The organism is Cystobacter fuscus (genome assembly GCF_044360685.1).
GTDB lineage: Bacteria > Myxococcota > Myxococcia > Myxococcales > Myxococcaceae > Cystobacter > Cystobacter fuscus_C.
In genome coordinates, this window is sequence record NZ_CP043491.1 from 6,391,760 (window position 1) to 6,418,553 (window position 26,794).

Annotated in this window: 20 protein-coding genes; 8 read left to right on the top strand and 12 right to left on the bottom strand. The window is 66.8% G+C overall.

Annotated elements, in window-relative coordinates; genetic code table 11:
• Window positions 1-185 precede the first annotated feature (185 nt).
• Window positions 186-3,917: a TIM-barrel domain-containing protein gene (locus tag F0U63_RS26200; RefSeq protein ID WP_395833559.1), complete on the bottom strand. Its 3,732-nt coding sequence runs from the start codon at window positions 3,915-3,917 to the stop codon at window positions 186-188.
• 812 nt (window positions 3,918-4,729) lie between these two features.
• On the opposite strand from F0U63_RS26200, the gene F0U63_RS26205 reads away from it, so the two are divergent.
• On the top strand, window positions 4,730-5,734 hold the full coding sequence (locus tag F0U63_RS26205) for a VOC family protein (RefSeq protein WP_395833561.1): 1,005 nt from the start codon (window positions 4,730-4,732) through the stop codon (window positions 5,732-5,734).
• A gap of 262 nt (window positions 5,735-5,996) precedes the next feature.
• Here the strand turns inward: F0U63_RS26205 and F0U63_RS26210 are convergent, their stop codons facing one another.
• A complete protein-coding gene (locus F0U63_RS26210; RefSeq protein WP_395833563.1) occupies window positions 5,997-7,118 on the bottom strand; it encodes a HEAT repeat domain-containing protein in 1,122 nt (373 codons plus the stop codon).
• A gap of 287 nt (window positions 7,119-7,405) precedes the next feature.
• Here F0U63_RS26210 and F0U63_RS26215 point away from each other — a divergent pair, with 287 nt between their 5' ends.
• Complete coding sequence (locus F0U63_RS26215; RefSeq protein ID WP_395833565.1) at window positions 7,406-8,212, top strand: MBL fold metallo-hydrolase; 807 nt, start codon at window positions 7,406-7,408, stop codon at window positions 8,210-8,212.
• A 323-nt stretch (window positions 8,213-8,535) separates the two neighbouring features.
• On the opposite strand, the gene F0U63_RS26220 is transcribed toward F0U63_RS26215, so the two are convergent.
• The 5 genes from F0U63_RS26220 to F0U63_RS26240 all read right to left on the bottom strand — a co-directional run bounded on the left by F0U63_RS26220 (window position 8,536) and on the right by F0U63_RS26240 (window position 12,786).
• Complete coding sequence (locus tag F0U63_RS26220; protein WP_395833567.1) at window positions 8,536-9,153, bottom strand: hypothetical protein; 618 nt, start codon at window positions 9,151-9,153, stop codon at window positions 8,536-8,538.
• Window positions 9,154-9,209: 56 nt separating this feature from the next.
• A complete protein-coding gene (locus F0U63_RS26225) occupies window positions 9,210-10,166 on the bottom strand; it encodes a WD40 repeat domain-containing protein (protein ID WP_395833569.1) in 957 nt (318 codons plus the stop codon).
• A gap of 68 nt (window positions 10,167-10,234) precedes the next feature.
• On the bottom strand, window positions 10,235-10,747 hold the full coding sequence (locus F0U63_RS26230; protein ID WP_395833571.1) for a biotin transporter BioY: 513 nt from the start codon (window positions 10,745-10,747) through the stop codon (window positions 10,235-10,237).
• Window positions 10,748-10,941: 194 nt separating this feature from the next.
• Window positions 10,942-11,598 carry a glutathione S-transferase family protein gene (locus F0U63_RS26235; RefSeq protein ID WP_395833573.1) on the bottom strand — a complete coding sequence of 219 codons (657 nt, stop codon included), beginning with the start codon at window positions 11,596-11,598 and terminating at the stop codon, window positions 10,942-10,944.
• A 93-nt stretch (window positions 11,599-11,691) separates the two neighbouring features.
• Window positions 11,692-12,786 carry a HEAT repeat domain-containing protein gene (locus F0U63_RS26240; RefSeq protein WP_395833575.1) on the bottom strand — a complete coding sequence of 365 codons (1,095 nt, stop codon included), beginning with the start codon at window positions 12,784-12,786 and terminating at the stop codon, window positions 11,692-11,694.
• Window positions 12,787-12,920: 134 nt separating this feature from the next.
• On the opposite strand from F0U63_RS26240, the gene F0U63_RS26245 reads away from it, so the two are divergent.
• Complete coding sequence (locus tag F0U63_RS26245; RefSeq protein ID WP_395833577.1) at window positions 12,921-13,307, top strand: TipAS antibiotic-recognition domain-containing protein; 387 nt, start codon at window positions 12,921-12,923, stop codon at window positions 13,305-13,307.
• 1,194 nt (window positions 13,308-14,501) lie between these two features.
• Here F0U63_RS26245 and F0U63_RS26250 read toward each other — a convergent pair.
• On the bottom strand, window positions 14,502-15,698 hold the full coding sequence (locus tag F0U63_RS26250) for a cytochrome P450 (protein WP_395833579.1): 1,197 nt from the start codon (window positions 15,696-15,698) through the stop codon (window positions 14,502-14,504).
• Between the two features lie 316 nt (window positions 15,699-16,014).
• On the opposite strand from F0U63_RS26250, the gene F0U63_RS26255 reads away from it, so the two are divergent.
• A complete protein-coding gene (locus F0U63_RS26255) occupies window positions 16,015-17,172 on the top strand; it encodes a PQQ-dependent sugar dehydrogenase (RefSeq protein ID WP_395833581.1) in 1,158 nt (385 codons plus the stop codon).
• 119 nt (window positions 17,173-17,291) lie between these two features.
• On the top strand, window positions 17,292-17,651 hold the full coding sequence (locus tag F0U63_RS26260; RefSeq protein WP_395833583.1) for a hypothetical protein: 360 nt from the start codon (window positions 17,292-17,294) through the stop codon (window positions 17,649-17,651).
• Between the two features lie 62 nt (window positions 17,652-17,713).
• Here F0U63_RS26260 and F0U63_RS26265 read toward each other — a convergent pair whose 3' ends face one another.
• The gene (locus tag F0U63_RS26265) at window positions 17,714-18,271 is read right to left on the bottom strand and encodes a helix-turn-helix domain-containing protein (RefSeq protein ID WP_395833585.1); all 558 of its coding nucleotides are present in this window, start codon (window positions 18,269-18,271) and stop codon (window positions 17,714-17,716) included.
• Window positions 18,272-18,393: 122 nt separating this feature from the next.
• On the opposite strand from F0U63_RS26265, the gene F0U63_RS26270 reads away from it, so the two are divergent.
• Window positions 18,394-19,248: an NmrA/HSCARG family protein gene (locus F0U63_RS26270; protein ID WP_395833587.1), complete on the top strand. Its 855-nt coding sequence runs from the start codon at window positions 18,394-18,396 to the stop codon at window positions 19,246-19,248.
• A gap of 44 nt (window positions 19,249-19,292) precedes the next feature.
• On the opposite strand, the gene F0U63_RS26275 is transcribed toward F0U63_RS26270, so the two are convergent.
• The gene (locus F0U63_RS26275; RefSeq protein WP_395833589.1) at window positions 19,293-20,591 is read right to left on the bottom strand and encodes a hypothetical protein; all 1,299 of its coding nucleotides are present in this window, start codon (window positions 20,589-20,591) and stop codon (window positions 19,293-19,295) included.
• A gap of 299 nt (window positions 20,592-20,890) precedes the next feature.
• Here F0U63_RS26275 and F0U63_RS26280 point away from each other — a divergent pair, with 299 nt between their 5' ends.
• Entirely contained in the window at window positions 20,891-22,111 is a 1,221-nt protein-coding gene (locus tag F0U63_RS26280; protein WP_395833591.1) for a M12 family metallopeptidase, read from the top strand.
• A 91-nt stretch (window positions 22,112-22,202) separates the two neighbouring features.
• Window positions 22,203-23,627, top strand: a complete 1,425-nt coding sequence (locus F0U63_RS26285) for a hypothetical protein (protein WP_395833593.1) — start codon at window positions 22,203-22,205, stop codon at window positions 23,625-23,627.
• An 82-nt stretch (window positions 23,628-23,709) separates the two neighbouring features.
• On the opposite strand, the gene F0U63_RS26290 is transcribed toward F0U63_RS26285, so the two are convergent.
• Together F0U63_RS26290 and F0U63_RS26295 are read right to left on the bottom strand one after the other, a co-directional pair.
• Window positions 23,710-25,314 (bottom strand): cytochrome c family protein, encoded by a 1,605-nt coding sequence (locus F0U63_RS26290; protein WP_395833595.1) that lies wholly within the window; start codon window positions 25,312-25,314, stop codon window positions 23,710-23,712.
• A 271-nt stretch (window positions 25,315-25,585) separates the two neighbouring features.
• Window positions 25,586-26,629 carry a hypothetical protein gene (locus F0U63_RS26295; protein ID WP_395833596.1) on the bottom strand — a complete coding sequence of 348 codons (1,044 nt, stop codon included), beginning with the start codon at window positions 26,627-26,629 and terminating at the stop codon, window positions 25,586-25,588.
• Window positions 26,630-26,794 lie beyond the last annotated feature (165 nt).

The following is a 26,794-nucleotide window of genomic DNA, read 5'->3' on the forward strand; positions in this document are numbered from 1 at the left end:
CTGTCTATTGATGCCGCGCGGGAGCAAGGTGGCGCGACATGCGAGAGCCAGGCGCGGAGGCTCCAGAAGGAGCGCCCGGGCCGGGATCGTGATCGAACTCGCCTGAGACGTCCCCAGGAACAGTATCCAGAGCGGCTGAACGGCGTTGGTCCCCGGGTCAGGAGCTGACCCGGGGCCAACGCGGCCTACCTGTACTGGTAGGCCACGTCCACACTCTGGCTCGTCGGACGCTCGGCCACCTTGACCGTCAGGACGCGGCTCGCGGCGTCCCAGGTCCAGCTGCCGGCCGGCGCCGCCTGGCCGTCGAGGGTCACCGACGCCGGCTCCCGCGCACCCACGAAACGCACCGTCCACGCGCGCTTCTGCACCTGCCCGGTGAACGACCCGACAGGGCCGTCGACACGGAGCGCCGCGCTTTGGCCGCCCTCGGTGTAGCGGATGTCCGTGCGGGTGCTCTGCGTGCGGTCTGAGGTCTTGCCGTCATCCTCGAAGAGGCTGGCGTGCCCCGTCGCGCCCGCCGCCACCGTGAGCGTGACCGCGTCCAGCGGGTTCTGGACGTCGTTGGTGACGTTCTTGCTGCGCGTGGGCACGATCCCGCCGGACTTGACGAACACCGGCATGGTGTCCAGCCCGGTGGTGATGCTCTGGGTCGTGCCGCCCGCGTACGTCTTGCCGGTGAACCAGTCGGTCCACGAGCTGCCCGGCGGGAACCACACCGTGGTCGTGGCGGTGTTCCCGGACGTGGTCACCGGCGCGACGAGCACGTCCGAGCCGTACAGGTACTCGCTGCCGGCCGTCGCGTACGCGTCCTGCTCGGTCGGGTACGCGAGGTACGTCGGCCGCACCACCGGGACGCCCGTCGCCTCCGCCTCACGCGCCAGCGTGTAGGTGTACGGCACGAGCGCCTCGCGCAGGTTGAGGAACTTCTTCGCCGACTCGGCCGCGGCGCCCGGGTATTGCCAGGGCAGCCGGTCGCCGTGGTTGCTGTGCAGGCGATCGATCGGCTGGAAGGTGCCGAACTGGACCCAGCGGGCGTACAGGTCGTCGGGCAGCTTGTCCGTGCGCTGGCCGTGGACGACGTCCGAGCCGGGGAGGCCCCACAGGCCGCCGTTGTGCCCGCCGATGTCGTGGCTGATCGCCGACAGGCCGGTGGCAACGCCCTCGCCGGAGGTGAAGCCGACCTCGGCCGCGAGGGTCCCCCACGTCGAGGTGGTGTCACCGGTGAAGGGCAGCGTCGTGCGCTTGTCCGCCCACGGCCCGGTCGGCACCGCGGTCGGGTTGCTGTAGCCGCCCGCCTGCAGCGAGCCGAACGCGCGGGAGAACGCGAAGCCGCGGCCGATGCTGGCGTTCGTGTAGTCGGTGTACTGCTGGTTGATCCACGCGTCGCCGGTGACGCCGTCGATGTTGGCCTCGCTGGCGTCGCAGCACCAGTCGAGCCACCAGAAGTCGGTGCCCTGCTGCGTCATCGTGTCGTGCAGGCTGAAGAACGCCTTCAACTGGTCGGGATCACCGAAGTCGAAGGTGTAGCACTCGGAGGCCTCGCCCGAGCAGCCGCCGGTGTGCCGGGCGAGCTTGCCCTTCGCGGTCGCCTGCGCGGCCGCGAACTTCGGGTCGGTCGGCAGGATGCTGGGATGGATGTTCAGGGTCGTGTGCAGGCCCTGCGAGCGCGCCCAGTCGAAGAACCCCTCGGGGTTGGGGAACTTGCTGGTGTCGATCGCCCAGCCGTTCCAGTAGTTGCCGGCCTTGAAGTTGGTGTCGACGACGAGGACGTCGAGGGGCACGCCCTCCCTGCGGAACGTCGGGATCAACTTCTCCTGGAAGTCGGCCGCGGTGAAGTCGAGGTACTCGGAGAACCAGACGCCGTACGCCCAGCGCGGCAGCAGCTTCGACGGGCCCGTGAGCGTCGCGAGGTCGCCGAGGGCCCGTGGGTAGTCCTGGCCGTAGCCGAAGACGTAGCCGTCCTGGTAGCCGCCCGGGTGCGCGGCGCGGGGAGTGAGCTTGCGCGTCGCCGGGTCGTACTCCGCCGAGGCGGTGTCATCCAGCAGCGACCAGCCGTCCTGGTAGAGAAGTCCCGGGTTGAGGATCGCGCTGCCCTTGTCGCCGTCGAAGGCGTCGAGGCCACGCCGGTAGCCGCCGAGCGCGGCGTGCGGCGCGAGCAGCGGCGCGTCGGTCTTCGTCAGCGCCACGGTGTCGACGTTGATCGCGCACCCGCCGGCCTGCGGGCAGCTCAGGCGCACGTCGCTGGTGCCGCTGGGGAGGGTGACGTTCGTGCGCACCGTGCGCCAGCTGTCCCAGTCGCTCGTGGGCGGCAGCGTGAGGGTGGAGGCCGCGCCCGTACCTGCCTGCACGGTCACCGCGCCCGGCGTCTTCAGCCCGCGGGCGTAGCGCAGTTGCAGCGAGTACGTGCCAGCCGCCGGAACGCCGACCGCGCGCACGGTCATCCGCGAGTCGGTGACGTCGAGCCCCGCCGCGAACCCCTTGCCGCTGTAGCCGTTGTGGTCCTTGGCGGTCCTCGCGCCGCCGGACAGGCCCGCGGACTCCGCCTCACAGATGCCGCCGAAGCCGCAGGCCCCACCCACCGTGCTGCCAGGCGCGGGAAGGCCCGTGCCGGCCGGGCCGATGGCCAGGCTGTCGATGTTGACGTTGCCGGCGTCGGTCGCCTGCCGCACGAGCGTGACGTGGTTGGTGCCGGCCGCGAGGTACACCCGCGCGGTGACGGGCTTCCAGGCGTCCCAGCTGCCCGTGGACGGCATGGAGATGGGGGTGCTGCTCGAACCGCCCTCGACCGTCAGCGTCACGCCGGCCAGCGACGTGAAACCGTTGGCGTAGCGGGCGGTCAGCTCGTAGTCGCCGGCGGCGGGTGCGTCGATGTCGAAGCGAATCGAGTCACCCACGCCCTCGAAGCCCGCGGCGAACCCGTTGCCGGTGTAGTTGAGGTGGTCGGTCGCCAGGTGCATCCGGCCGCTGAGCGCGAGCGCCTCGGCCTCGCAGAGCGCTCCGAAACCGCAGGTCCTCGGCGCCTGCGGGTACGCGTCGCCGGACTTGAGCAGCGCGAGGCTGTCGATGTTGAGCTGGCCCGTGTCCGACTTGGTGCGCGTCAGGGCAACCACGTGCGGCCCGGCGGTCAGGTCGAGCGGCAGTGCCAGGTGGCCCCAGGAGTCCCAGTTGCCGGTGCGCGGCAGCGAGACCTGGCGCGCCGACCCGCCGTCGACCGTGAGCGTGAGCGTGCGCGGGTCGCCGAGTCCGTTCGCGTAGCGCAGGTCCAGGACGTAGGAGCCGCCCGCCGCGGGCGCGACCTGGAAGGTGACGCGGGTCCCGGTCCCTTCGAAGCCCGCGGCGAAGCCGGTGCCGGTGAAGCCGGTGTGGTCGCGCGCCTCGCTGAGGCCTTCGAGCACGAGGCCCTCTGCCTCGCAGAGCACGCCGAGCGCGCAAGTCGGGATGACCCGGCTGGCCCAGGGGCGCGCCTCGACGTCCTGCGCGCCGGCCTTCAGCCTGACGACGAGGTTCTCGGCGGTGAACTGGCCGGAGCCCACCTTGTAGCGCAGCGTCAGCGCGCCGGTGTCGATGACGAGCCAGCCGTCCTCGGTCCGCGTCGTGAAGCTCGTCTTGCCGAAGCCGCCCCGCCCGATGGCGTTGAAGGTCGGGGCGTCGAGGAAGCGGGAGTCACCCGCGTACTCCGTGCGGATGAGCGTGGGGCTGAGCACGTCGAAGCGGGCCTTGCCCGAGATGACAGCCGTATTGGTAACCGGGGGCTGTGGGGAGTCCGGGGGCTGCTGTGGCGCGTCTGGGGGCTGCTGTGGCGCGTCCGGGGGCGTCGAGGGCGCGGTGCAAGCCGCCGAGGCTGACGCGATCGCCGCGAGCAGCGCGAACGTACGCGCGCGGCCCCCTCCTCTCCTGAGTACAGCGCGACTTTGCATCGAAAGAGTCCTGCTCATTGTTCGAGCTTCCTTCCCTTCACGAGGGCGTGGCCGAGACAGCTCGCACCGGTGCTTTCCTCGGGGCTCGAACGTGCGCGAGCCTCCGGTGCGCGCTTCCTCGGCGCAGGGTGGCAGTTCTTCCGGAGGCATCCAAGAATAAACTGCTTACCTGAACATCCCTGGCTTGTGGCTCACTCAACACTGCCTTGGCAGGCTGCTCTCCGCGGTGGCCGTCATTGCCGCCAGCATCGGGGCTCCAGTTGGCTGAACAGGGGCGTCTAGGAGCCTGTCGGAATATTCCCACGACCACTACATATTGAGTAGTGCGAGTCGAACGCACCTCTACGGTTGGTATGTAGGACACGTTTGGGGGCGATACTCCGACAAGCTCCTAGGCGGGATGGGGGCCGAGTGGAGGGAGGGGGATGGAGCGGAGGGGGGCCGCCAGGGCGGTGCGCCGGGCCGGTGGACAGGCGCTGCGGCCCTCTTCAGGCACACGCCGGCCCCATCAGCCCACTCAGCAGGGGAGCGGCAAGGAGCGTGGGCTTATGGGGCAGGCTCCTGCATCATGCCTCTTCCCTCTTCGCGTAAGGTGACGGCGGCGGGAATCGAAGCCGTGCAGGGCGACGCGAAACCTCCAGCGGAATCGCGCCCTTACCTCGTCCGCCCGGAATGATCTGGAGTCGTTGTCCTATCTCGGGCCTCACGAGCACCGAATCGAGGCTCTGGGCCGGACTCACTTGACAGTCCGACCATTGGGCCGACATTGATGCCGTGCTTCCTTCCTCTAGACTCTTGGAGAACCACTTTTCATGATCGATCACACGGGCATTGGCGTTGAGGACGTCCCCAGCTCCGCTGCATTTTATGATGCGGTGCTGGGTGCGCTGGGGATGTACCGTGTCATGGAACTTCGGGAGGGCGATCGTCTGGACGGTGTTGGTTATGGAATTGACCATCCGGTTTTCTGGATTGACCGCTACCATCCGCACAGCGTGAAGCAACACACGGCGTTCGCCGCGAAGAGCCGCGCTGAGGTTGAAGCGTTCTACGCGAAGGCTCTGAGCGCCGGGGGGACAGACAATGGCGTTCCAGGGCTGCGTCCGACCTCGACGGGCTACCCGCTCGGGTATTACGCGGCCTTCGTGCTTGATCCAGACGGTAACAACATAGAGGCCGTCTACCGTGAGAGTCAGGAGCAGCCCTCCCAAGACACGTTGGCGTCGGTATTTCAGATGGTGACATATCGCCCCCCTTCAGGGACTGCTGACCCCTTGCTGCTTCTGACGGACTCAGCCCTTGCTTCGCTGAAGGCAAGCGTCGCTAGGGTCCAATACCCCGCTGAGTTGTGTCAACAGCAAACACCCGAGGAGTGGAGAGAGCATGTCCCCGCTATCGATCAACAGAATTCAGGATTGCTCGGGTCAGTTGCTGACCGAAGCGGTGTTTACGTCATCCTGACGGCCGAGGATCCAGCGAGTCAATGGACACTGAAGTACATCGGCCAGTCGAAAGCAGATCTAAGCCGCCAGCGCATCCGCTCGCACCTTGTATGGAGAAATAAAGATACCCCGAGCGGCAGTTTCACAGGGTCCAAGTTCGATGAAGTGTCGCGGGCAGTCATGGAAGGCAAACACATCGGATTCAGTTTTGTCTCGATTGAACCCGCCTCTCTACGGCATTACGTTGAGGTGGAATTGATCCACCGGTTTCAGCCGGCATGGAATTCGCATGGAAGGTCAGTGGACAGCCAGGAGCCATCCGCTGATTTGTGTGAGTGGCCTCGAATCGAGCGAATCGGAGCTGGCGGGCTTTGATTCATCCCGTGGAGCCCTCAACACCCTGCGCGCTGGGCGCGCCCCTGGGATTGAGCCAGGCTCGTCCTCGACGTGGGCAGCCCCAGGTGCGCCACCAGGGCGCCTACCCCACCGGGGGCCGTCACGTCCGCCAACACCCCTTGCCTGCCTCCACCTCTCACTCAGCGGGCCGCTGCCTGGGGCGCCTCCTTCTCCTCCTCCCCACCTGCTTGGGAGCCCCCCCGGATCCGGCGCTTCCCCCTGCGGCTCGGTCTCGATGTCCTCAGCGGCGCTGGGAACCCGCACCACGCGCCTGTTCGAACCAGCGGCGCCAGGCCGCCGTGTCCGCGCCGAAGTCCTGCCCCGCGAGCTGCGCGAGCACCTTGCGCGCGGGCTCGTGGTCCATCCCCGAGCGCATGCCCGCCATCTCCACCAGCACCTCGCCCGCCTTGTCGAGGATCTGCTGCCGGTGGACGGTGCCCTCCACCTCCATGATGTGCACCAGCGTCCAGCCGGCCTTGTTGCGATCGGACGCCAGCGGGAACCAGAGCGCCTCGAGCACGGGCTCGAGCGGAACGAGGCCGGGCTTCTTCGACCGCTCCACCGCCGTCCCGAGCCGGCGCAGCGCTTCGTTGCGCACCCCTTCGTTCGAGTCACGCACCGACGGGAGGAGGGCCTTCACCAGCTGCTCGGGCGAGGACAGGTACGTCAGCAGCATGAGCGCGTTCATGCGCTTGCCGCTGTCCTTGTCCTCACGCAGCACGCGCACGAGCGCGTCCGCGCTGCGGGGCACCCCATCGATGAACCGCTGCTCCAGGGGCGCGAGCTCGGGGTGCTCGAAGCCTCCGTAGCACCCCAGGGGCGCGCGGCACGTGCCCATGCCCCACTCGGGCACCGCGCCCTCGTTGCGCAGCTTCCAGAACGTCTTCAGGTAGTCCGACCAGGCCGCGAGCAGTCCCTCGGGATCGGCCACCTCCCCCGTCGGCTCGGGGTGGAAGGGCATGCGCCACTCGTCCCCGGTGTCCACCAGGTCCACCGACACCCCCATCGTGTGCTCCTGGGTCTGGCCCACCGACATCCGGATGAACGCGAAGGCCCCCAGGTCGGTGAGCCGCTTCTTGCTCTCGACGAGGTGGGCGACGAACTCCTTCTGCCGCGGCTCGTTCTTCGTGTCGAGCCGCGTGCCAGGCGCCGGCAACGAGATCAACCCGAGCAGCTTCTCCCTGGGAACCTTGCGCGAGCCGAAGACATCCACGCCCTGGAACACATAGAGGGAGTCCTGCTCCCGTGGCGCCTCCGCCTTGGCGGGCGCGGCGGGATGCTGGGTGGTGGCGGGCGGCTCGGCCTGGCGGGTGGTGGTGGTGCAGCCGGCGAGCAGGGCGAGGCCCATGACGAAACGTTTCATGATGAGGAGGTCCCCCTTGGAGCATGGGCGCGGGCACAGGCCTCGCGACTGTAGTGGCACGTGCACGGGCTGGCGAGGCAAAGCCTTGGAGCCTCCACGTCCGAGCGCGAGGCTGGACGGCGTGCCCCAGGGCGTGACCACCAGGGCGAGGAGGAGGACTCGGCGGCGCTGGCCCAGGTGAACCGAGCCGGGCCCGGCTGCCTGGACGAAGGGCACCCGGGGCGCTTGACCCTCCGGTGGATGCGGCGGCCCGGCCCCATGTTGGAGGGGTGAACCGGGAGGCGCCCATGTCCATCCACATCTGCCGTGCCTGTGGAACGTCCTATCCCCCGGCGGACCGGCCGCCCGAGCGGTGTCCCATCTGCGAGGACGAGCGGCAGTACGTGCCCAGGAGCGGTCAGGCCTGGACGACGCCGGAAGCGCTCGCCGCCGGGCATGCCAACAGCTGGCGTCAGCTCGAGCCCGGACTGTTCGAACTCCTCACGCGGCCGGACTTCGCCATCGGCCAGCGTGCGCTCCTGCTGCGCACCCCCGCGGGCAACATCCTGTGGGACTGTGTGGCGCTGCTCGATGATGCGACCGAGGCGCTCATCCGCGCGCTGGGCGGCCTCGTGGCGATCGCCATTTCACACCCGCACTACTACACCCGCATGCAGGACTGGGCGCGCGTGTTCTCCGCGCCCGTCCACCTCCACGCCGCCGACCGGCAGTGGGTGATGCGCGAGGACGCGGCGATTCGGTTCTGGGACGGGGACACCCTGTCGCTCGTGGACGGCGTGACGCTGCTGCGGCTGGGCGGGCACTTTCCCGGAGGCACCGTGCTGCACTGGGCCGGCGGCGCGGACGGGCGCGGTGCCCTGCTCGCCGGCGACATCGTGCAAGTCGCGGCCGACACCCGCCGCGTGTCGTTCATGTGGAGCTATCCCAACATGATGCCGCTGTCCGCGGGCACGGTGCGGCGCATCGTGGACCGGCTCGTCCCCTGGCGGTTCGAGCGCATCTACAGCGCCTTTGCTGGCCACGAGGTGAAGCAGGACGGAGAGGCCGCCGTCCGGAGGTCCGCCGATCGGTACATCGAGTTGCTGGCGGAATAGGCATCCGCCGTCGCAACCACCGGGTGCCGTCACGTCCGCCAACACCCCTCGCCTGCCTCCACCTCTCATGCAGGCCAACACGTCCCAGTGCCGCGTCCTGCTGCGCAGCTCGGCGAGCGTCCTGTCGCGGCGACCTCTCCTTCCGCGGCTCCTTGCGGGCCGCTGCCTGGGGCGCCTCGTTCTCCTCCTTCCCACCTGCTGGGGGGACCAGAAATGGCCGCAGTTTCGCGCCTGGAGCGAAGACACCGTGGAATCTCGTGAGGCATGCTCCAATCGGACGGCGCGACCAGCGCAGTGAGGCGGCCTCGAGTAGTCATCGTTGCTCACCGCACGATGAAGTCGAACCGTTCCACAGCCACCTTGAGCTCCTCCAGTGATACGCCAGAGCGCTTCGCCTCCGCAGGCGCGTAAAAGGTCAGCGCCGCTCTATCAGGCTGCTCTTTGCGCAGCCCCTGGAGGGTGACCGGGAAGAAGTCGCCCGGCCAGGGCACTCTCAATAGCTCCGGTCCGTGCTTGAGCAGATCCAGGATGGTGAAGCACGGCCACTTCGGGAGCTGAATTGTCCGCGTGTCGCAGCCATGAAAACTGCACAAGTCCAGCCGAGCCTCGGAGAAGTCACAATTCGCTATCCCGCCGTGCTCCCACCAGGTGTCGACTCCGACTCGCTGACCGAACCCAACGCCTGAATACCGCCCTTTGAACCGGCAGCCCTCGAACCGCATGCGCGTCCACCACAGGTCCTCGACCTGGCGCTTTGCCTCAATGGTGCAGTCGATAAGCGTCCCCCACATGGGGACGAATTGCCGTCGGCCAACGCCGATAACGACCGTACAGCCCCGCAGCGTGAGGTTGGGCCCGAGCCAGTAGCTGGCCTCCTTGTCGGTCAGTTCCAGCCGCTCGCCCTGAATCTCGCGGTTCTCGTAATGGATATTCTGGCTCACGCGTACCTCAGAAGAGGATCATACGACACGTGCCGGCAGGCCCTCGGCTCCAGCCCTCACTCATGCGCCTCGGCATGGCGCAGCAGCTCGTCCACGGAGCCCACCAGCACCCGGTTGTCTCCTACGGCCGTGGCCACCACCGGTGCGCTCGTGGCCGCCGTGAGGAGCGTTACCTCGGGCCCTCCCTCTGGCAGAGTCAGGGAGGCGCTGACCTTGTCGTGCAGATGAGGACGGAAGTGGAGCGCGCTCCAGCTCCGGCCGACGAGGCTGCCGTCGGGCAGGAACACCGTTTCGTGTTCCCACCAGGACGTCAGAAGGGGCGTCGGGCTCTGGCTGTTCTCGAGCACCACGAAGCCGGTTGCCCCGATTCCTCCGCTGCTGTCCCTCCACGGGTTTGGAGCTATCGCCAGGTGCCCGGCCGGGCTGAACGATACCGAGCCTGAGTAGTGCAGCGTTCCGACGAGACGTTGCTGCAGGAGGGTGCCCGTCGCCACCTCCACCACGGCGAAGAAGGCGCCCTCCGTGGCATGCCCATCGACGTTGAGCGCCGCCAGGGTCCGACCGTCCGGAGAGAACGCCAGGGACCAGTTGCCTGGGATCTCGTCCTGAGACAGCAGCTCGACAGGGGTTCCACCCGGGGCGAGCACGACCACGTGGGAGCCAGCAGGAGTGCTCTTTCTTCCCAGCCCCACGGCGAGGTGGCCGCCGTGTGCCGTCACTGCCAGGGCGATGACGGGCTGCTCCCACTGCACGCGCTGCACATCCGCTCCAGAGGGGAAGGCCCAGCGCCGCAGTGTCCCGTCCCGCCCGCCGATGAGCAGGTGCTCCCCCTCGGGCGTGAAGCACAGCGCCTTGACCGGGCCCACGTCGGCGCGAACTGCCAGTGGGGTCCCCTGCTGCGCGCTCCACAACCGGAGTCCATCCTCCCCCCCTGTCGCCAGGAGTGTGCCGTCCGCGCTCAAAGCAAGACAGTCCGCCTCGTGATGGTCCACCAGGTGCATGAAGTTCTTCATCCGCGCTCCCAGAGCCACCTGCGCCATGGAAGGACGAAAAGTATCCCGCGAGTTGGCCCCGGGCCAGCTCATGGCTCTCGAGGCTGAATGAGCCTCCAGGCGAGGGGCATCCACAGGCCGGCGAGGATTGCCTTGAGCAACCCACCGGGGAGGAAGGGCAGGAAGCCCTTGTGCAGGGCCGTGGCGAGGTCGAGCGGGGCCGCCACACAGAGCCAGGGCACGCCGATGGCCAGGATGACGAGCTGGCCAGCGAGGAAGAGCGGGACCGCCTTCCATGCCACCCTGTCGAAGCCGTGCCGCGCCGCGAGGCCCACGAGGAAGGCCGCGGGGATGAAGCCCACCAGGTAGCCGCCGGTCGGCCCGAGCACCGGTGCCCAGCCGCTGGCCCCCTTGGAATAGAACGGCAGTCCCACCGCCCCGAGCAGGACGTAGGCGAACTGCCCGGCCATGCCCCGCACGGGCCCGAGCGCGGCGGCCATGAGGACAACCGCGAGCGTCTGGCCCGTGATCGGCACCGGGGAGCCCGGCACCTCGAGGGCGACCTGCGCGAGCAACGCGGTGAACAGCGCGGCGCCAAGCACGAGTGCCCCATCATGGACGCGCGTGCGTGCGAAGACGTCGGCCAGGACGCGAGGCGGTGGAGAACCAGAGGGGCGTGGAGACACCAACCGATGCTCAGCGAGGAAGAGCTCCGATGCAAGACCTCAGCGAGCCCGGGGAACGTGAGCCGCTCCAGGCCCTGCCTGATGAGCCTGGTCTCGACGAGCTTCGTCAATCAGCCGGTCGATGGCTTGCTGCCGGTGTAAACCGCCAGTTGAGCGTCGAAGGCTCGCTTGTAGGCGGGCCGCGCTTCGCCGCGGGCGACATGAGCGGCCAGGTTCGGGTATTCGTCCAGAATGCCCGATGATTTCAGCCTGAGCAGCACCGACACCATCATCAGGTCGCCCGCGCTGAACGCACCATCGAGCCAATCGGCATCGCCCAGACGAACGGAAAGTTGTTTCAACCGGCTTCGGACACGCTCCTCGACCAGAGGCAGGCGCTCCGCATGCCAGGGCTTGTCGCCCTCCAGCAGCCTGGCGGTTTCGAGTTCAAGGATTGGCGGCTCCACCGTGTTGAGCGCGGCAAACATCCATGTGATCGCGCGCGCCCGCGCGTTGGCATCCTTCGGCAGCAGACCCGCATGGCGCTGGGCGATGTGGAGCACGATCGCCCCTGTCTCGAACAGGGCGAGATCGCCTTCCTCATAGGTCGGAATCTGGCCGAACGGATGAAGCGCCAGATGCGCGGGTTCCTTCATCGCACGAAACGAAACGAGGCGAACCTGGTAGGGTTGGCCCACTTCCTCAAGCGCCCAGCGAACGCGCGTATCACGCGCCAGTCCCTTGCCGCCATCGGGTGAGCGTTCAAAGGCGGTAATGGTGATGGTCATCGAGGGGCTCCTCCTTGGCGAGAATCATCGGCTGCGGAGGCAGACCTTGCAACCATGGCCGAGTGCTTGCCATGGGATGCGGTCTCGATGTCCTCAGCGACGCTGGGAACCCGCACCACGCGCCTGTTCGAACCAGCGGCGCCAGGCCGCCGTGTCCGCGCCGAAGTCCTGCCCCGCGAGCTGCGCGAGCACCTTGCGCGCGGGCTCGTGGTCCATCCCCGAGCGCATGCCCGCCATCTCCACCAGCACCTCGCCCGCCTTGTCGAGGATCTGCTGCCGGTGGACGGTGCCCTCCACCTCCATGATGTGCACCAGCGTCCAGCCGGCCTTGTTGCGATCGGACGCCAGCGGGAACCAGAGCGCCTCGAGCACGGGCTCGAGCGGAACGAGGCCGGGCTTCTTCGACCGCTCCACCGCCGTCCCGAGCCGGCGCAGCGCTTCGTTGCGCACCCCTTCGTTCGAGTCACGCACCGACGGGAGGAGGGCCTTCACCAGCTGCTCGGGCGAGGACAGGTACGTCAGCAGCATGAGCGCGTTCATGCGCTTGCCGCTGTCCTTGTCCTCACGCAGCACGCGCACGAGCGCGTCCGCGCTGCGGGGCACCCCATCGATGAACCGCTGCTCCAGGGGCGCGAGCTCGGGGTGCTCGAAGCCTCCGTAGCACCCCAGGGGCGCGCGGCACGTGCCCATGCCCCACTCGGGCACCGCGCCCTCGTTGCGCAGCTTCCAGAACGTCTTCAGGTAGTCCGACCAGGCCGCGAGCAGTCCCTCGGGATCGGCCACCTCCCCCGTCGGCTCGGGGTGGAAGGGCATGCGCCACTCGTCCCCGGTGTCCACCAGGTCCACCGTTACACCCATCGTGTGATCCTGGTTCTGGCCCACCGACATCCGGATGAACGCGAAGGCCCCCAGGTCGGTGAGCCGCTTCTTGCTCTCGATGAGGTGGGCGACGAACTCCTTCTGCCGCGGCTCGTTCTTCGTGTCGAGTCGCGTGCCAGGCGCCGGCAACGAGATCAACCCGAGCAGCTTCTCGCTGGGAACCTTGCGCGAGCCGAAGACATCCACGCCCTGGAACACATAGAGGGAGTCCTGCTCCCGTGGCGCCTCCGCCTTCGCGGGCGCGGCGGACTGCTGGGTGGTGGTGGTGCAGCCAGCGAGCAGGGCGAGGCCCATGACGAAACGTTTCATGATGAGGAGGTCCCCCGGTGCCTGGGCGGCAGGCACAGGCCTCGCGACTGTAGTGGCACGTGCACGGGCTGGCGAGGCCAGGTCGCGGATTTCCACTGTCGCTGGTTCCGGGGACCCGACTACGATGGGCGGCTATGACTCTACTGCTCAGGGCTACCCCCGAATACCTTCAGCAATGCCGCGATGCACAGGCTCGAGAGCAGGCCGCATCGCTGACCGCCACCAACCAATGGGCCCACGTAGACAAGGCGCAGGCGCACCAAGATTTCCAACGCCTCTACGGTGACCTGGCACCGCTCATTGACCATAGCGAGCCGTCTTCACCCGCGGTCCAGCAGCTGATTGCGCAGCACTACACCATCGCGGCCCGCTTCTACCCCGCGTCGCGGCAGGCCTACGTGGGGACTGCGCTCTTCTATGCAGAGAACGCTGCCATGAAGGCGTTCCACGACGCCTACCACCCGCGCCTCGTGGAGTTTTTAGGCGAGGCGATGTTTGTCTACGCGCATAGCGAACTTTGAGTGCCCGCCTGGCCGTATTACGGCAGGGCCGAGGGAACGTCTGGTGTACAGACCGCGGGGCCACCCGGAGGGCCCGTGCATTTGAATCCCTCGTCACACTCCGCGCGGCCATCGGGTGGACACCGCGCGAGGCATTGGTTGTCTTCACAGACACTGCCCTCGGGGCACGGAGGCGTTCCCTTGAGACCACAGGTCTGGGTGCACTGCATCCACACCTCCCGCGCGGGTTGGGGATAGGCACTCACCGAGCAGTGCTGGCCGGGACCACAGGGCTCGGATTGACAGTTCCTTCCGTGGACCTTCGCGCAGATGGAACGCTGACCTCCCACGCCAATGCACCACTGTCCCTCGGGGCAGGCGCGTCCCTCGCAGGTGGGCTGGCAGGCCGCGCCCGCACGGGCCTCTTCACAGAAGAACCCCTCGGGACAGGTGGACGGGTCGCTCGGCGTGCAAGGACGGCCACACCGTTCATGGCAGAGCAGTCCCCGCTCGCAGCCATACTCTGGATCCCGGGTCCAGGCGCGGCACACCTCCCCTTCTTGCCTGAAGCCCACCGCCGAGCAGGCCCGGATCAACTCCTGCCGTTGGCGCACCGGATATGTCTGGCAGGAGGAGCCCTCCGGACAATGCTTGTCGGTTATGCAGCGGCTGTCCACGCAGTATCGGGACTCCAGCGTCGGGGTGGAGAAGCAGCGCAGTCGGGGGTCGCAATCGCCGTGGGTGCGACACTCGCGGCCATAGGTCAGGGTGCCTTCCCGCTCCGCGGGTGGGAGCATGGGAACGAGCGCGAGCGTGGGCGTTCTTGATGCGCGCGAGGAATAGCTTCCGGGCAACGAAGAGAAAAGCCACAGCAGAGGCAACGGCAGGAGGCTGCCACCAAGGACCACGAGCCAGGTCCTGAGCCGTCCATCCTCTCGCACGTCAGGGCCCACACTCGGGATGGCAGACGTCCGGCGTCTTCGTGTCCTCACCGTCCTCGCACTGCTCCTCCCATTCCTCCGCGGAAAGGATGCAGTGAGGAGGACGTTGCCGCTCCCGCCATCCGGCCTCGACATCCTTCGCCAATGCTCTGTCGATGCGGCCGCCCTTCCTCCACGTCTCGGGGCATGCCGTACAGAGAGCGACAAGAACCAGGGACGTCACTGGACGCGTCATGTGTTCGAGCCTACCTGTTTTTTCCGCCGACGGCGCGTACTAGACGCGCGAGCGGAGGGGGATGTAGCGGAGCGGCAGCGCGATGGGGCCCCGTGTCGTGAGCGCGCATTGATATTGGAGGTCGTCCGAGACACGTTCGACCCGCTGGAAGCGCGCGAGCAGCGTCTCGAGAACGAGCCGACTCTCCATGCGAGCGAGCATCGCGCCGACGCAGAAATGAGCGCCCTGGCCAAAAGCCAGGACTCCCTGCGTGTTGCGCTTCAGATCGAACCGATCCGGATCCGGGAACTTCCGCTCGTCCCGATTGGCCGAGCCCAGCATCGGGAACACCAGCGCGCCCGCGGGCAGGGTCACGCCCGCGAGCGTGGTCTCGGCGGACGTGAGCCGGGGAATGCCCTGACCGGGACTCTCGTAGCGGAGCATCTCCTCGATGAACGGCGGAATCAGGGAGGGCTCGGCCTGCAAGCGCTCCATCATCTCGGGATGCGCGGCGAGGAAGACGAGCGAGTTGCCGAGGAGATTCGTCGTGGATTCCATTCCGGCGATCAGCAGCAGGATGAGGAAGTCGGTGATCTCGGCGTCCGACAACCGTTGTCCCTCCACCTCCGCGCGGAGTAATTCGCTCACCGTGTCGTCCGTCGGCTTCCGACGCCGCGCCTCGATCACCTCTCGCACATACCCGGTCACCTTCGCGACGGTGCCACGGACCCGCTCGGCGACCTCGAGGCTCGGAGGCGTGGGGGTGACCGAGATCATGTCATCCGACCACTGCTTGAAATAGGGAAGGAGCTCCTCATCGAGCCCGAGGATGTTGCTGATGGCGGACGCGGGCAGCGGCAGCGCCATTTTCTGAACGAAGTCAGCGCCCTCCACGAGCCCGTCCGCGAGCTTTTCGGCGGTGGCACGCACGCGCGGTTCCATCCTGGCGATGGCGTCAGGTCCGAAGGCACGGAAGACAAGGCCGCGCAGGCGTGTGTGCTGCGGCGGATCCGTGGCAATCATTGAATTGGCGATGGGATTGTAGCCTACCCAGGGCGGCTGCCACGCCGCCTTGAAGCCCCCCGAGGAGAAGACGGAGTGATTCTTGAGCACGTGGAGCACGTCTTCGTAGCGAGTCACTGCCCAGATTCCATTGGGCTCGACCTGGCAGACCGGGCTCCGGCGCCGAAGCTCCGCGTAATGTGGATAGGGATTCGCCAGGAACTCGGGATCCAACAGGTTGATGGAATGAGTCACGGTCTCTCCTTCGGGGGTGCGGTTTGCGAGCGCCCCCCAGACTCTAGGTGAAATGGCGACCCTGGTTGAAGGGGTGCTGTCGGCGCGGACCATCGACAGCGTGGGCGTGGTGTCCTCCAGCCGATGAAGGCAGCCCGACGCGTCGGCCGCGAGGGCACTGGCGATGCCTTCCGCCGCCCCCGGGCCGCCCCTGCCCGGGACCGTGTGTCATCTGTTCAACCGTGTGTTGCCTCGATGGCGATTGGCGTTTTTGTCACTTACGGAGCGTGCGGGTCCGTTATAGCTTGGTTCTCCACCTTTGCGGGAGTTCCACAACATGCCATCGCTTCGTTCATCCTTGCTCTCCCTCGCCTTCCTCGCCGCCTGCAGCGACGGGACGGGCCCCGACAATAGCGATCTGGATTCCAACAGCCCGGAGAGCCGCTCCGAGGCGATCGCCGCGGGCTTCTCCATCACCGAGGTCGCGGATTTCAATTCGCCCTGGGCGATGACATTCCTGCCGGACGGCCGGATGCTGGTGACCGAGAAGGCGGGAACGCTCCACCTCGTCTCGGCGGACGGAACGCAGCGCAAGACCGTCACCGGCACGCTCCCCGTGTCCAGCGCGGGTCAGGGCGGACTGATGGACGTGGTGCTCCATCCCCAGTTCGCGCAGAACCGGCTCGTCTACTTCAGCTACTCCGAGTCGCGCTCGAGCGGCAAGGGCGTGGCGCTCGCGCGGGGCACCTTCACCGACGGCACCTCGCCCTCGCTGGCCAACGTGCAGGTCATCTTCCGGGCCACGCCGTATGTGAGCGGAGATGGCCACTTCTCCGGCCGCATCGCCTTCTCTTCCGACGGCAAGCTGTTCTTCACCAACGGAGATCGGCAGAAGTTCGATCCCGCCCAGGATCCCACCGCCACGCTCGGCAAGGTGCTGCGCCTCAATGACGATGGCACCCCCGCCGCGGGCAACCCGCTGGCCGCCCGGGGCTTCCACCCCGCCGTCTGGTCCTATGGCCACCGCAACCTGCTCGGCCTCGCCTTCGACGCGAGCGGCAACCTGTGGGAGCAGGAGATGGGTCCCCAGGGCGGCGACGAGGTGAACCTCATCCAGCCCGGCCTCAACTACGGCTGGCCCAACGCCTCCAATGGCAGCCACTACGACGGCCGTGACATCCCCGACCACCGCGCGGGCGACGGCTACGAGCCGCCCAAGGTGTGGTGGAACCCCGTCATCTCGCCCGGCGGCTTGATGGTCTACTCGGGCAAGCTCTGGCCGGAGTGGAAGGGCGACCTGTTCATCGGCGGCCTGTCCAGCCAGTCGCTGGTGCGCGTCGACCTGAACGGCACCTCGGCGACCAAGGGCAACCAGTGGAGCATGAACAGCCGCATCCGCGAGGTCGAGGAGGGCCCGGACGGCAGCATCTGGCTGCTCCAGGACGGCCAGAGCGGCTCCCAGGGCAAGCTCCTGCGGCTGCGTCCCGCCCCCTGACCCACCCGCGCTCCGGGACGGAGGATGGGGCGCGACTCGCACCTGGGTGATGGCCTCACCTGGGTGCTAAGTTGGGGAATGTGCACTGAGCTCACCGGGCTCGCACGAGTTCGCCGACGGTGGGCGCCAGCAACTCCATCAGCCAGGTCATCACGGCGCGCACGCGGCGCGGCACCGAGCGCCCGTGCGTGTCCCAGCACCTGCGTGGCAAGCACTTCCCCAGCACCGAGACGACCCTCTACTACGGCCTCCACTCGGCGTTCGCGCTCGGGCAGTTCGTGTTCGGTCTGCTCGGGCTATGGCTGGCATGGCACGCGTTGGACATGCTCAAGGAGCTCCCCGTCGTGATGGTGTCGGTGGTCGCCGCCGTCGGGTGGCTCGCCATCTCGGTCCTCTTCATGGAGTACTGGCAGCCCAGGTTCAACGCGGCCATCTTCGGCGTCCTGGTCGTGACCGCCGCGCTGACCGGGCGTCGATAGGAGCTCCGTCCCCACGGAGCGGGGTTGGACCTGGCGCGGGCCTCGGCTGTCGAGAGTCGAGGTCAGGCGCACCGCATGCCGTCGAAGAACATCGCGATCAGGCGCCGGACGCGGGCCGGGTCGCCCGGGGCGGCCAGGGCAACCGCGGTGACGATGCAGACGACATCGTCGAGCAGGACGTCGCGCTTGATGACGCGCGCTCGCTTCGCCCGGGCCAGCAGCCGCTCCCCCTCCTGCGTTGTCGCGTGGCAGCCCGGCGTGCCGCTCCGCAGCACCACTCCAATCGAGGTGGCCAGCCCCCGGTAGAGGCCCGCCGAGGTGACGAGTTGCTCGATGTAGCTCGCCAGCGCTTCGACCGCGTCGCCCTCCTCTCCTTCGCGTGACTGGCTCGCCCGCGCGATCTCCAGCAGACGCTCGTCGCACGCAGCCGCCAGCAGCGCCTCCCGCGAGGGGAAGTGCCGGTAGAGCGTGCCGATGCCGACCTTCGCGTGCCGGGCGATGTCCTCGAACGAGGCGTCAGCGCCACGCTCGGAGAAGACCTCGTGGGCGGCGGTCAGCAGCCGCGCCCGGTTGCGCGCGGCGTCGGCCCGCAGGGGGCGCTCTTCGGGACGTTTCTCCATCTCGTTCATCTCCCTTGCGAACCGGAGGTTCCCTCCGTATTCAATCGGAGCATTTTCCGGAGGGTTCCTCCGTATTTAACCGGAGTCACCTTCCGTTCCTAGCACGACACGAGGGAGCGACCATGGCAGAGGCGAAGACAATCCTGGTTCTGGGGGCGACGGGGCAGCAGGGGGGCGCGACGGCGCGGGCGCTGGTGCGCGACGGCTGGCGGGTGCGAGCGCTGGTGCGCGATCCGGCGAGCCCGCGGGCGCGGGCGCTCGAGGGGGTGGAGCTGGTGGCGGGTGACATGGGCGATGCCGGCGCGCTCGCCGCGGCGATGGCGGGGGCGTACGGCGTCTTCAGCGTCCAGCCCAGCTCGGGCCAGCCGCAGTACGGGGTCACGGATGAGGAAGAGGAGCGCCTTGGCATCGCCGTCGCCGACGCCGCTGGCCGAGCGGGAGTCGCGCACCTCGTCTACACCTCGGTGGCGTGGCTGGGGCCGGACACGGGGGTCGGACACTTCGAGAGCAAGTGGCGCATCGAGGAGCACATCCGGCGCAGCCGCCTGCCGGCGACCATCGTGCGGCCCGCGGGGTTCATGGAGATGCTGCTCGAGCCCCACCTCGGGCTGACGCAGGGGCGTTTGCAGTTCTTCATGCGTCCCGAGCAGCCGATCCAGCTCATCGCCGTCGCCGACATTGGCCGGCTGGTGGCGCGCGTGTTCGCCGACCCCGCGCGCCACCTCGGCCAGACCCTCGAGCTGGCCGGTGATGAACTGACGGGCCCCGCCATCGCCTCCCTCTTCGGCCGCGCCCGCGGCATCGAGGCCAGCTACGCACGCTTCCCGGCCGAGGTGCTGGCCGCCAACGACATGATGCGCCGCCTGAGCGACTTCGCCGACCGCGGAGGCATGAGCAACGGGGCCGACATGGCGGCGCTCCGCCAGCTCGTGCCCGACCTGCTCACCTTCGAGGCCTGGCTGCGGCAGACGGCGTGACGGCAGCAGAGCCGTCACGCCTCCTCGGGCCCGCCGTGGTGCGCTCAGTTCTGGAGCGTGACGGGGAGCGACACGGTGTTCACATCACCGCCAGCGGCGGCCGTGCTCGTCGCCGTTGCCCTCAGGGTGTAGACGCCGTTGGGGATGGCCTCCGTGTCGAGGTACCAGTCATAGGGAGCCAGTCCTTCCAGGCGGGAGGACACCACGGTGTTGTCCTTGATCAACTCGAAGAGCACGTTCTGGATGCCATCTCCGTCCTGGGTGCCGCGGGAGGGATCGCTCGCGATCACCGCGGCGTGGAGCGTGCCACCCACGATGTCGTGGTACAGGCTGGGGCTCGTGAAATAGACCTGGGAGGAGCTGGTCACCGTGATGTTTCGCGTGCCGCGGCCAAGGAAGTTCCGGGCGCTGTCATAGGTCTCATACTTGAGCACGTGGTTGCCCGCCGCGGGGGGATACCACGTGTGGGTGAACGGGGGGGACAGGGTGGCGAAATCCACGTACGAGTCCGAGAAATACAACACGATGCGCGCCACGGCGGGACTGGCGGAGAAGCGGATGGGGACGCCCTGATTCAAGGTGTAGGAGCCATTCTGGACAGGCGTGATCAGGGAGTTGTCGGTGTCCGGCAGCGAAGGCGTCATCACGACGTCTGAAATCTCCGTCCAATCGACGGTCTCGGTGAAGTCCTTGACCAGGGGCGCCGAGCCCGTGACGAGACGCGGGCCGATGATGAAATCCATCGGGTCGGTTGGAATGACGGTCTTGTCCGTGATGGTCCGCAGCAGTCTCCCATCGAAGAAGAGGGAGACATGGTCCGCATCGTACTCCAGCGAGGCCTCATGGTATTGCCCGTCGTAGAGATCGACCCCCGTGTCGATCTTCAGGGACAGGGCCTTTCCAAACTTCGCGCTCTCGAACAGGAGTTGAGTGTTGGAGAGAGACTGGTTGGTCGTGTAGCCAAAGTTGATTTCGTGGAAGCTCTTCTTGTCCGAGGTGGGACCATTGTCCCACAGCGCGATGCCCCACCACACGGCACCCTCGGGACGGTGCGACAGGTTGAAGCGCACCTTGAAGGTTCCCGACGTGAAGCGCTTGGGCTTGTAGCGGATCTTCGACCAGGAGCCCACGTTGTTGGGTTCGATCCCCTTCTTCACCTGGAACTTCGCGGTGCCGCCGGAGACAGTCGGGCAGGAGTACTCGCAGCTCCAGATCGACGTGTTGAACTGGTCGAAGGTGTCAACGAAGGGAGCCGCATTGGCATTGAAGGCAAAGGCCGTGAACAAGGCCAGTGTTGTCTTGAGAAGCGAGGAGAGGCGTGTGAATCCAGGTTGATTCTTCATTCGAAGCATCCTTTCCATTGATGAGACGAAGATGGGCCACGAGGGGCTGGAACGGAATCGAAATCAACGTACACCTGCTGTACGATTTTGTATGGGTACGACGAACTCGTGGGACGAGCTGCGCATGTTTCTCGCCGTATGGGAGAATGAGAGCCTGTCCGGTGCGGCGCGCATATGTCGCGAGTTTTCTGGCACATGGCTTACGTGTATTTCTAGTATTACAGTCCTTCTTGTGATTTCCTGGTAGGGTGCTTTCACGCTCGACCCGAACCGAGCCGCCACGAAAAGGAACAACCCCCATGAGCCGTCATCATCGATTCGCCCGTCTGCCCATGAGTGCTTCCGCGCTGAGCGCCCTGCTGCTGGGCGGCTGCGGTCTCTCGCATGAGACGGAGCAGGCCGTCCCCGGAAAGGCAGGTGAAGTGGTGACCGCCCGGGTGGCGTTGCCAGGACTCGGGTTGCAGACGGTCACCTACGAGAAGATCGACGGCATGGCGGTCATGGAGGGGGACATCCTGCTCGACCTGCGGGAGGAGCCGGCCCGAAGCGGCCAGTCCGTGGGCCGGGCGAACACGGGCTACCGTTGGCCGGGGGCCACGGTCCCCTACGTCATCGATGCGGCCCTGCCCGACAGCGACCGGGTGACGTCCGCCATCCGCCACTGGGAATCCAAGACCTCCTTGCGCTTCAAGCCGCGCACGACGGAAGCGGACTACGTGCGGTTCCGGCCGGGTTCTGGCTGTAGCTCGTTCGTCGGCAAGAAGGGAGGCGAGCAGACATTGGACCTGGGCGGTGGATGCAGCGTGGGCTCCACGATCCATGAGATCGGACATGCCCTGGGCCTCTGGCACGAGCAGAGCCGTGCCGACCGGGACAACCACATCACCATCAACTGGGGCAACGTCCAGCCCGAAGCGGAGCACAACTTCAAGACCTACGCGCAGAAGGGAGCGGATGGCATGGACCTGGGCCCCTACGATTATGGCTCCATCATGCACTACGGCGCCTACGCCTTCTCCTCCAATGGCCAGCCGACCATCGTCCGCAAGGATGGGGGAGGTGACTTCGGGCAGCGCGATGGGCTGTCCGATGGGGACACCCGTGGCGCGGAGTCGCTCTATAGCCCGCGCGCCCGCTTCAGCAATGGGGTGGCCGTGAATCGCTGCCTGGACGTCGTCAACGGCAACTCGGCGCAGGGGACTCCCACGCAGATCTGGGAGTGCAATGGCTCGGCCTCGCAGGAATGGTTCCTGAGCGTCCATGGGGAGCTGCGCAGCACCCTGGCTCCCAACCGCTGCCTGGATGTGACCGACGGGAAGACGACGCCGGGCACTCGGGTCCGGATCTGGGAGTGCAACGGTTCGGCCGCGCAGAAATGGACGCTCAGCAACGGAGAGGTGCGCAGCGCGCAGGGGAGCAATCTCTGCCTGGACGTGGCCAACGCGGCCACGGCCCCGGGAACCGCGGTGCAGATCTGGGACTGCAACCGCTCGGCCGCCCAGAAGTGGACCCGGTTCTGAGCAGCCGCGACGCTTCCCTGTTCCTCTCGGTTCACTTTCTCCGTGAAGTAGGCGCCGCGGTGGGCGGGGAGGCAACTAGAGTGCGTCGACCATGCAACTCACCAAAGACGCTTTCCTCGCCCAAGCCAAAGCGACGCTCACCCGGCTCGATGGTCCCGTCCTCGCGGCCATCTCCCATCACGGCGAGCCCGAGGTTGCCGCCCTCGCGAGTGCCTTCGGGGCAGCCAAGGCGCGCTCCGTCACGGAGTTCATCCAGGAACTGTGCCCTGGGCCCCTCACGCACATTGGTCTCGCGGCCGTGGTGCTGCGCGAGCTTCTCGAGGCCCGGGACGATGTCCTGGACGGCGAAGTCTCCACGCCCACGGTCGTCACCGGCCATGCGCGCGTCTCCGGCTCGCTGAGCGTCACCGCCCCGCTCGTCGTCCTCGGTGATCTGGAGGTGGGGGGCGTCATCCACGACGCCGGGCCGGACTCGACGGTCGTCGTCGTCGGCCGGTGCACCGCCTGGGGGCTTCGGACGTCGGGAAACTTCCTGGTCCTCGGCGACCTCGTCGTGCGTGACGCCATCCAGGGCGTCTACAACGACGAGAGCCTCGTCGTCGCCGGTGCGCTCGAGACGCGCTTCCTCGACGAGAACGACCACGACGTCACCGTGCATGGAGAGGAGCGCGTGAAGCACCGGTTCGAGCTGGGGCGCTCCGGTGAGGAAGCGGCGTCGCTCGCCTCCACCTTCCTCGTTCCTGGCCTCTACGACGTGGAACTGGACGAGCTCCATCATGACGAGCTCTTCGAGCGGATCTCCCGGAACGAGCCTGTCTTCACGGAGGCCCCCCAGCCGCGGCAGGTGAAGGAGCCGGACGAACCCACGGCCGAGGAACTCCAGGGCATCGACGTGGCGGGCATCGTCGCGCGTGCGCCAGTCGAGGTGAGTGCGCGCAACATCTACTACGCGCAGCGGAAGACCGGCGAGGTGTGGCTGGCTGGGTCGGGTGAGTTCCCCGTGGTCATCTTCGACGGGGAGAAGTTCCTGGGACTGGAGCCCTCGCCGGCCCTCGATGCGACACGGGCCTCGGAGCGCGTCACCTTCTGGCGCAAGCGTGGCGATCTGTTCCTGGAGATCGAGCGCTTCGAGGCCATCGTGCAGGTGCACGCGGGCTACAACAACGGACTCAAGACGACGCTTCGCTTCGCCTTCGACAGTGCGGACGCGGCGGTGCGCGCGGTGCGGGGGCTGGAGGCGCGCTACACGGGGGACTTTCTCCGCGTCACAACCGAGATTCCTGGCCGGGGCCTCCTGGAGCGAGAGCTTTCCAAGTACGCCAATGGGAAGTCCGAGTACACGTCGGCCATCATCAAGGGGACGACGCTCGTGACGAGGGATGGCGTGAACAAGACCTTCGACGACGAGGTCTCCGCGCTGCTGGCGCTCGAAGACTGGATCGCCACGAAGCGGCAAGCCGGATTCGACCTGAAGATCCTCGAGTGGAAGCCGTTCGGCTCCCTCGCGGCGCGGTAGGAGGTCGAGATCATCGGCGAGCAGGACCCTGAGACACTCAAGAGAGGCTGAGAGCCCCTGGCTCCCAGCCTCCTTCTGGCACTCAGCGGAGAATCCGCCGCATCGTCGGTGGGTACACCACCTTCGGCGGTCTACCTGGTACGAGGCTCCTGAGCTTCAGCGGCTGGCCGGGTGGCGGCGGCTCGCTCGCCAGTCCGAAGAGGAAACTGAAGTCGGAAGCCCACCCCGAGCCCCCGGCGATACCCGCGTTCTTGTGACAATTGATGCAGTTGCTCGCTTCGTCCGGCGTGCCCGTCTGGATGTACGTCTCCATTGTCGTGTTGGCGATGGGGACGTTGAGGGGCGGAGTCGCACCGGTGAAGGGCAGCGGGGTCTTGACGGGCGTCGTGGGATTTGAACCTGGCGTCCTGGACCAGAGCGTGTTCACCAGCACGTAGTTCTTCCAGACGGAGTCCGGGTAGTTCCGGGCGATGGCGGCCTGGACGATCTGGTTGGTGGCCTGCGCGACCGGATCGATGGGTGTCAGCCGGGTCACCTGGATGGGGACGGGAGCGGGGCAACCCTCGCCGAGCCAGTAGGGAGGGGACACGTTCGGCGTGCAGTCCACCGTGACCGAGGTGCGACCATCCACCGAGCAGGATGCGTCCAGTTCGATCGTCCGCGGCACGCATTGGGGATCGTAGAAGTTCCAGCTCGTCGTCCCGGGATCCGCGCCGTGGTCGGGCGCGTTGTTCACATGCTCGAAGGTCGCCCATATCCAGGTGGGCTGGGAGACCGTCTTGTGGATGACATGAAAGCCAACCAGTGCCACCGTGGTGGCCCGACACTTCTGGGTCGTCGGCTCCACCACCACCGCTGGGGAAAGCTTGTACGCATTCCACCGGCTGTCCTGGGGATTGGGCACCTCCATCCAGGCCGCCTTCAGCTCGATAGCACCGATGGAATTCGACTGCCAGGAGCCCATTGGGTTCACCACGGGGCTACCCGTGCCCCCGTCCACCAGGGCCTGTTGGTTGGCCGCGTTGTAGAGCTTCTTCTCGACGATGTACTCGTATTCAGGCTGGCTGACCCGGACGTCGTACCAGACGTTGGTGCCATTGGCGGCCCCCAGCCATGAGGGGAGCTCGAGCGGGAACGCCTGGTTGCCGCTCCCCGAGGTGAACTGGGTCTCGAACTTCGAGACCACGTTCAGCGCCAGCATGGATTTGGCCTGCTGGGAGCTGACGTTCGCCTCGGCCAGACAGTCCTCCGAGATGCTTGGCGGTGTGCCCCATGGAGGGGGAGTCCCTCCCTCCGGAGGGAAGAGCTGCTGCTTGCTCATGAACGTCTGCCATTGGACCGTTCCGAGATCGCCGGGTGAGCCGAAAGCGTCTGCCGTTCCACCCATGGCGGCGGCCGGCCAGTTCAGGGCGATGAACTCCGCCCAGGCGAAGCAGTTCGCGTCGAACTGGCTGGTGACATTGCTCATGTCCGGCGGGATGCTGGGGTCGAAATGGATGTTCTGGGTGCCGCCGCATGAGAACCACGGAGCGCTGATAGCAGTCGAAGGAGCCTTGACCAACGGAGGATCCTTCTGGGACACGGTGCCCGCCGGTTGTTCCTGCTTGGTGGGACGGTTGACGCAAGCTCCGAGCAGGAGGAGCCCCGGGATCACCAGACGCCCGAGTGAAACGGGAAGTGAGGACATGAGGATGTTCCTTCCTGGCCAGTGGTAGCGTTCACACGGGATGGGTGAAGGCTGTGCGTTGATCGCCCACCGGGGATTCGGCGAGTATGAGCACCCAGGCCGCATCCCACCACCCACACCTGTGGTACGAGTCAATACATGCAATCAATGTCTCGGAAATCACATGATCCGGCCGGACACGAGCAGCCAGACGCGTGGCTCGACATTTCTCCGCCCTCCAGCAGGAGGCGCGGGCTCGCACCTTGGCGCCACATGGTTGGCGGGAAGGTCCTCACAGCACCTTGGCGACGGCGATCGACCCATCGAGGCGGCCACCGGCTTCGTAGAACATGTACTCCTCGCCGTTCTCGGTGCCAAACGACGGCGCCGCCGACCGGCCCTTGTCGGGCCAGCCGATCAACGGATTGTGGAAAACCCCGAGGTGAATCTCCCTGTCGAAGTTCAGCCCGACCTCGGTGATGTACATCTTGCCACTGTTCCCGTGGTAGATGACGTAGGCCGTCCCGTTGCGGAACACCACGTGTGGCCCGGAGATGTCCGTGACACCGTCAGCGGCCGGCGAGATGAGGGGCTTTTGCTGGATCGTCCAGGTCTGCGCGTCACCGGACGCGGACCAGCCCCAGAAGATCTTGCGGCGCCCGTTCTGCATTCCCATGAATACCATGACGAAGTGGCTGCCCTTGGACGGGATGTCGTGCTCGAACACCCGTGCGTAGGACGTCTCGGTGACGGAGCCATCCGTGAAGAATCTCGTCGAGATGCACCCTCCCTGGTAGGTGAAGTTGATACCGTCGGTGGATGTCGCCACGCGGGTGACCGTGTTCTCGCCATGGAAGTACAGGTAGAACTGCTTCACCCGCGAGTTCCAGAGCACGTGCGGTGACGAGATGTGGCTGATGCCGTCAGGGCCTCCCGGCCACTTTCGCGAGAAGATCGGGTTGTAGGGGTACTCGGTGAACTGACCAGAGAGATGGTCGCCGTAGGCCAGGCAGATACCTCCGGGCGCATCGTGGGGCGCGTAATAGAGGTAGTAGCGCGCCAACGGGTTCGCGATCCGGCCGGCCGTGCCGCGGATGCAGGGGAAGATGAGCTCGCCGGTCGGGTTGTATCTGAGGTTGTTCTTGTTGAACGCCGTACCGATATAGGTGTAGGTCGGGAAGCCGGCGGGCGCAGCATGGGCAATGCCTGACACGAGCCCCGAGCCCCCTCCGAGGATGAGCCCTCCCGACGTCGCCAGTGAGCCCTTGAGAAACGCTCGACGTCCCACCTCCAACCGCGCCGCGTTGTTGCGCTCGAGATCATCCCTGTTCACCATTTTCGGCTCCTTTGCGTGATCAGACAAAGAACCAGACGCTTTCAATCATGTCAATTAAAACATGATTAACGATATTACCTTGGAAAACGAGAGCGAAGTGCATCAGGTTCTTGCAGGGTGAAAATGGGGATGGAGCGGAGGGGACGAGGAAGGCCGCGCAGGGGG

What these genes read in the sequence shown, in the direction of transcription:
- F0U63_RS26270 (WP_395833587.1), top strand. Translation starts at nt 18,394, where the DNA reads ATGGCAGAGGCGAAGACAATCCTGGTTCTGGGGGCGACGGGGCAGCAG.
- F0U63_RS26240 (WP_395833575.1), bottom strand. Translation starts at nt 12,786, where the DNA reads ATGAAACGTTTCGTCATGGGCCTCGCCCTGCTCGCTGGCTGCACCACC.
- F0U63_RS26295 (WP_395833596.1), bottom strand. Translation starts at nt 26,629, where the DNA reads ATGGTGAACAGGGATGATCTCGAGCGCAACAACGCGGCGCGGTTGGAG.
- F0U63_RS26285 (WP_395833593.1), top strand. Translation starts at nt 22,203, where the DNA reads ATGCAACTCACCAAAGACGCTTTCCTCGCCCAAGCCAAAGCGACGCTC.
- F0U63_RS26290 (WP_395833595.1), bottom strand. Translation starts at nt 25,314, where the DNA reads ATGTCCTCACTTCCCGTTTCACTCGGGCGTCTGGTGATCCCGGGGCTC.
- F0U63_RS26215 (WP_395833565.1), top strand. Translation starts at nt 7,406, where the DNA reads ATGTCCATCCACATCTGCCGTGCCTGTGGAACGTCCTATCCCCCGGCG.
- F0U63_RS26255 (WP_395833581.1), top strand. Translation starts at nt 16,015, where the DNA reads ATGCCATCGCTTCGTTCATCCTTGCTCTCCCTCGCCTTCCTCGCCGCC.
- F0U63_RS26200 (WP_395833559.1), bottom strand. Translation starts at nt 3,917, where the DNA reads ATGCAAAGTCGCGCTGTACTCAGGAGAGGAGGGGGCCGCGCGCGTACG.
- F0U63_RS26245 (WP_395833577.1), top strand. Translation starts at nt 12,921, where the DNA reads ATGACTCTACTGCTCAGGGCTACCCCCGAATACCTTCAGCAATGCCGC.
- F0U63_RS26235 (WP_395833573.1), bottom strand. Translation starts at nt 11,598, where the DNA reads ATGACCATCACCATTACCGCCTTTGAACGCTCACCCGATGGCGGCAAG.
- F0U63_RS26225 (WP_395833569.1), bottom strand. Translation starts at nt 10,166, where the DNA reads ATGAAGAACTTCATGCACCTGGTGGACCATCACGAGGCGGACTGTCTT.
- F0U63_RS26275 (WP_395833589.1), bottom strand. Translation starts at nt 20,591, where the DNA reads ATGAAGAATCAACCTGGATTCACACGCCTCTCCTCGCTTCTCAAGACA.
- F0U63_RS26205 (WP_395833561.1), top strand. Translation starts at nt 4,730, where the DNA reads ATGATCGATCACACGGGCATTGGCGTTGAGGACGTCCCCAGCTCCGCT.
- F0U63_RS26265 (WP_395833585.1), bottom strand. Translation starts at nt 18,271, where the DNA reads ATGGAGAAACGTCCCGAAGAGCGCCCCCTGCGGGCCGACGCCGCGCGC.
- F0U63_RS26210 (WP_395833563.1), bottom strand. Translation starts at nt 7,118, where the DNA reads ATGAAACGTTTCGTCATGGGCCTCGCCCTGCTCGCCGGCTGCACCACC.
- F0U63_RS26280 (WP_395833591.1), top strand. Translation starts at nt 20,891, where the DNA reads ATGAGCCGTCATCATCGATTCGCCCGTCTGCCCATGAGTGCTTCCGCG.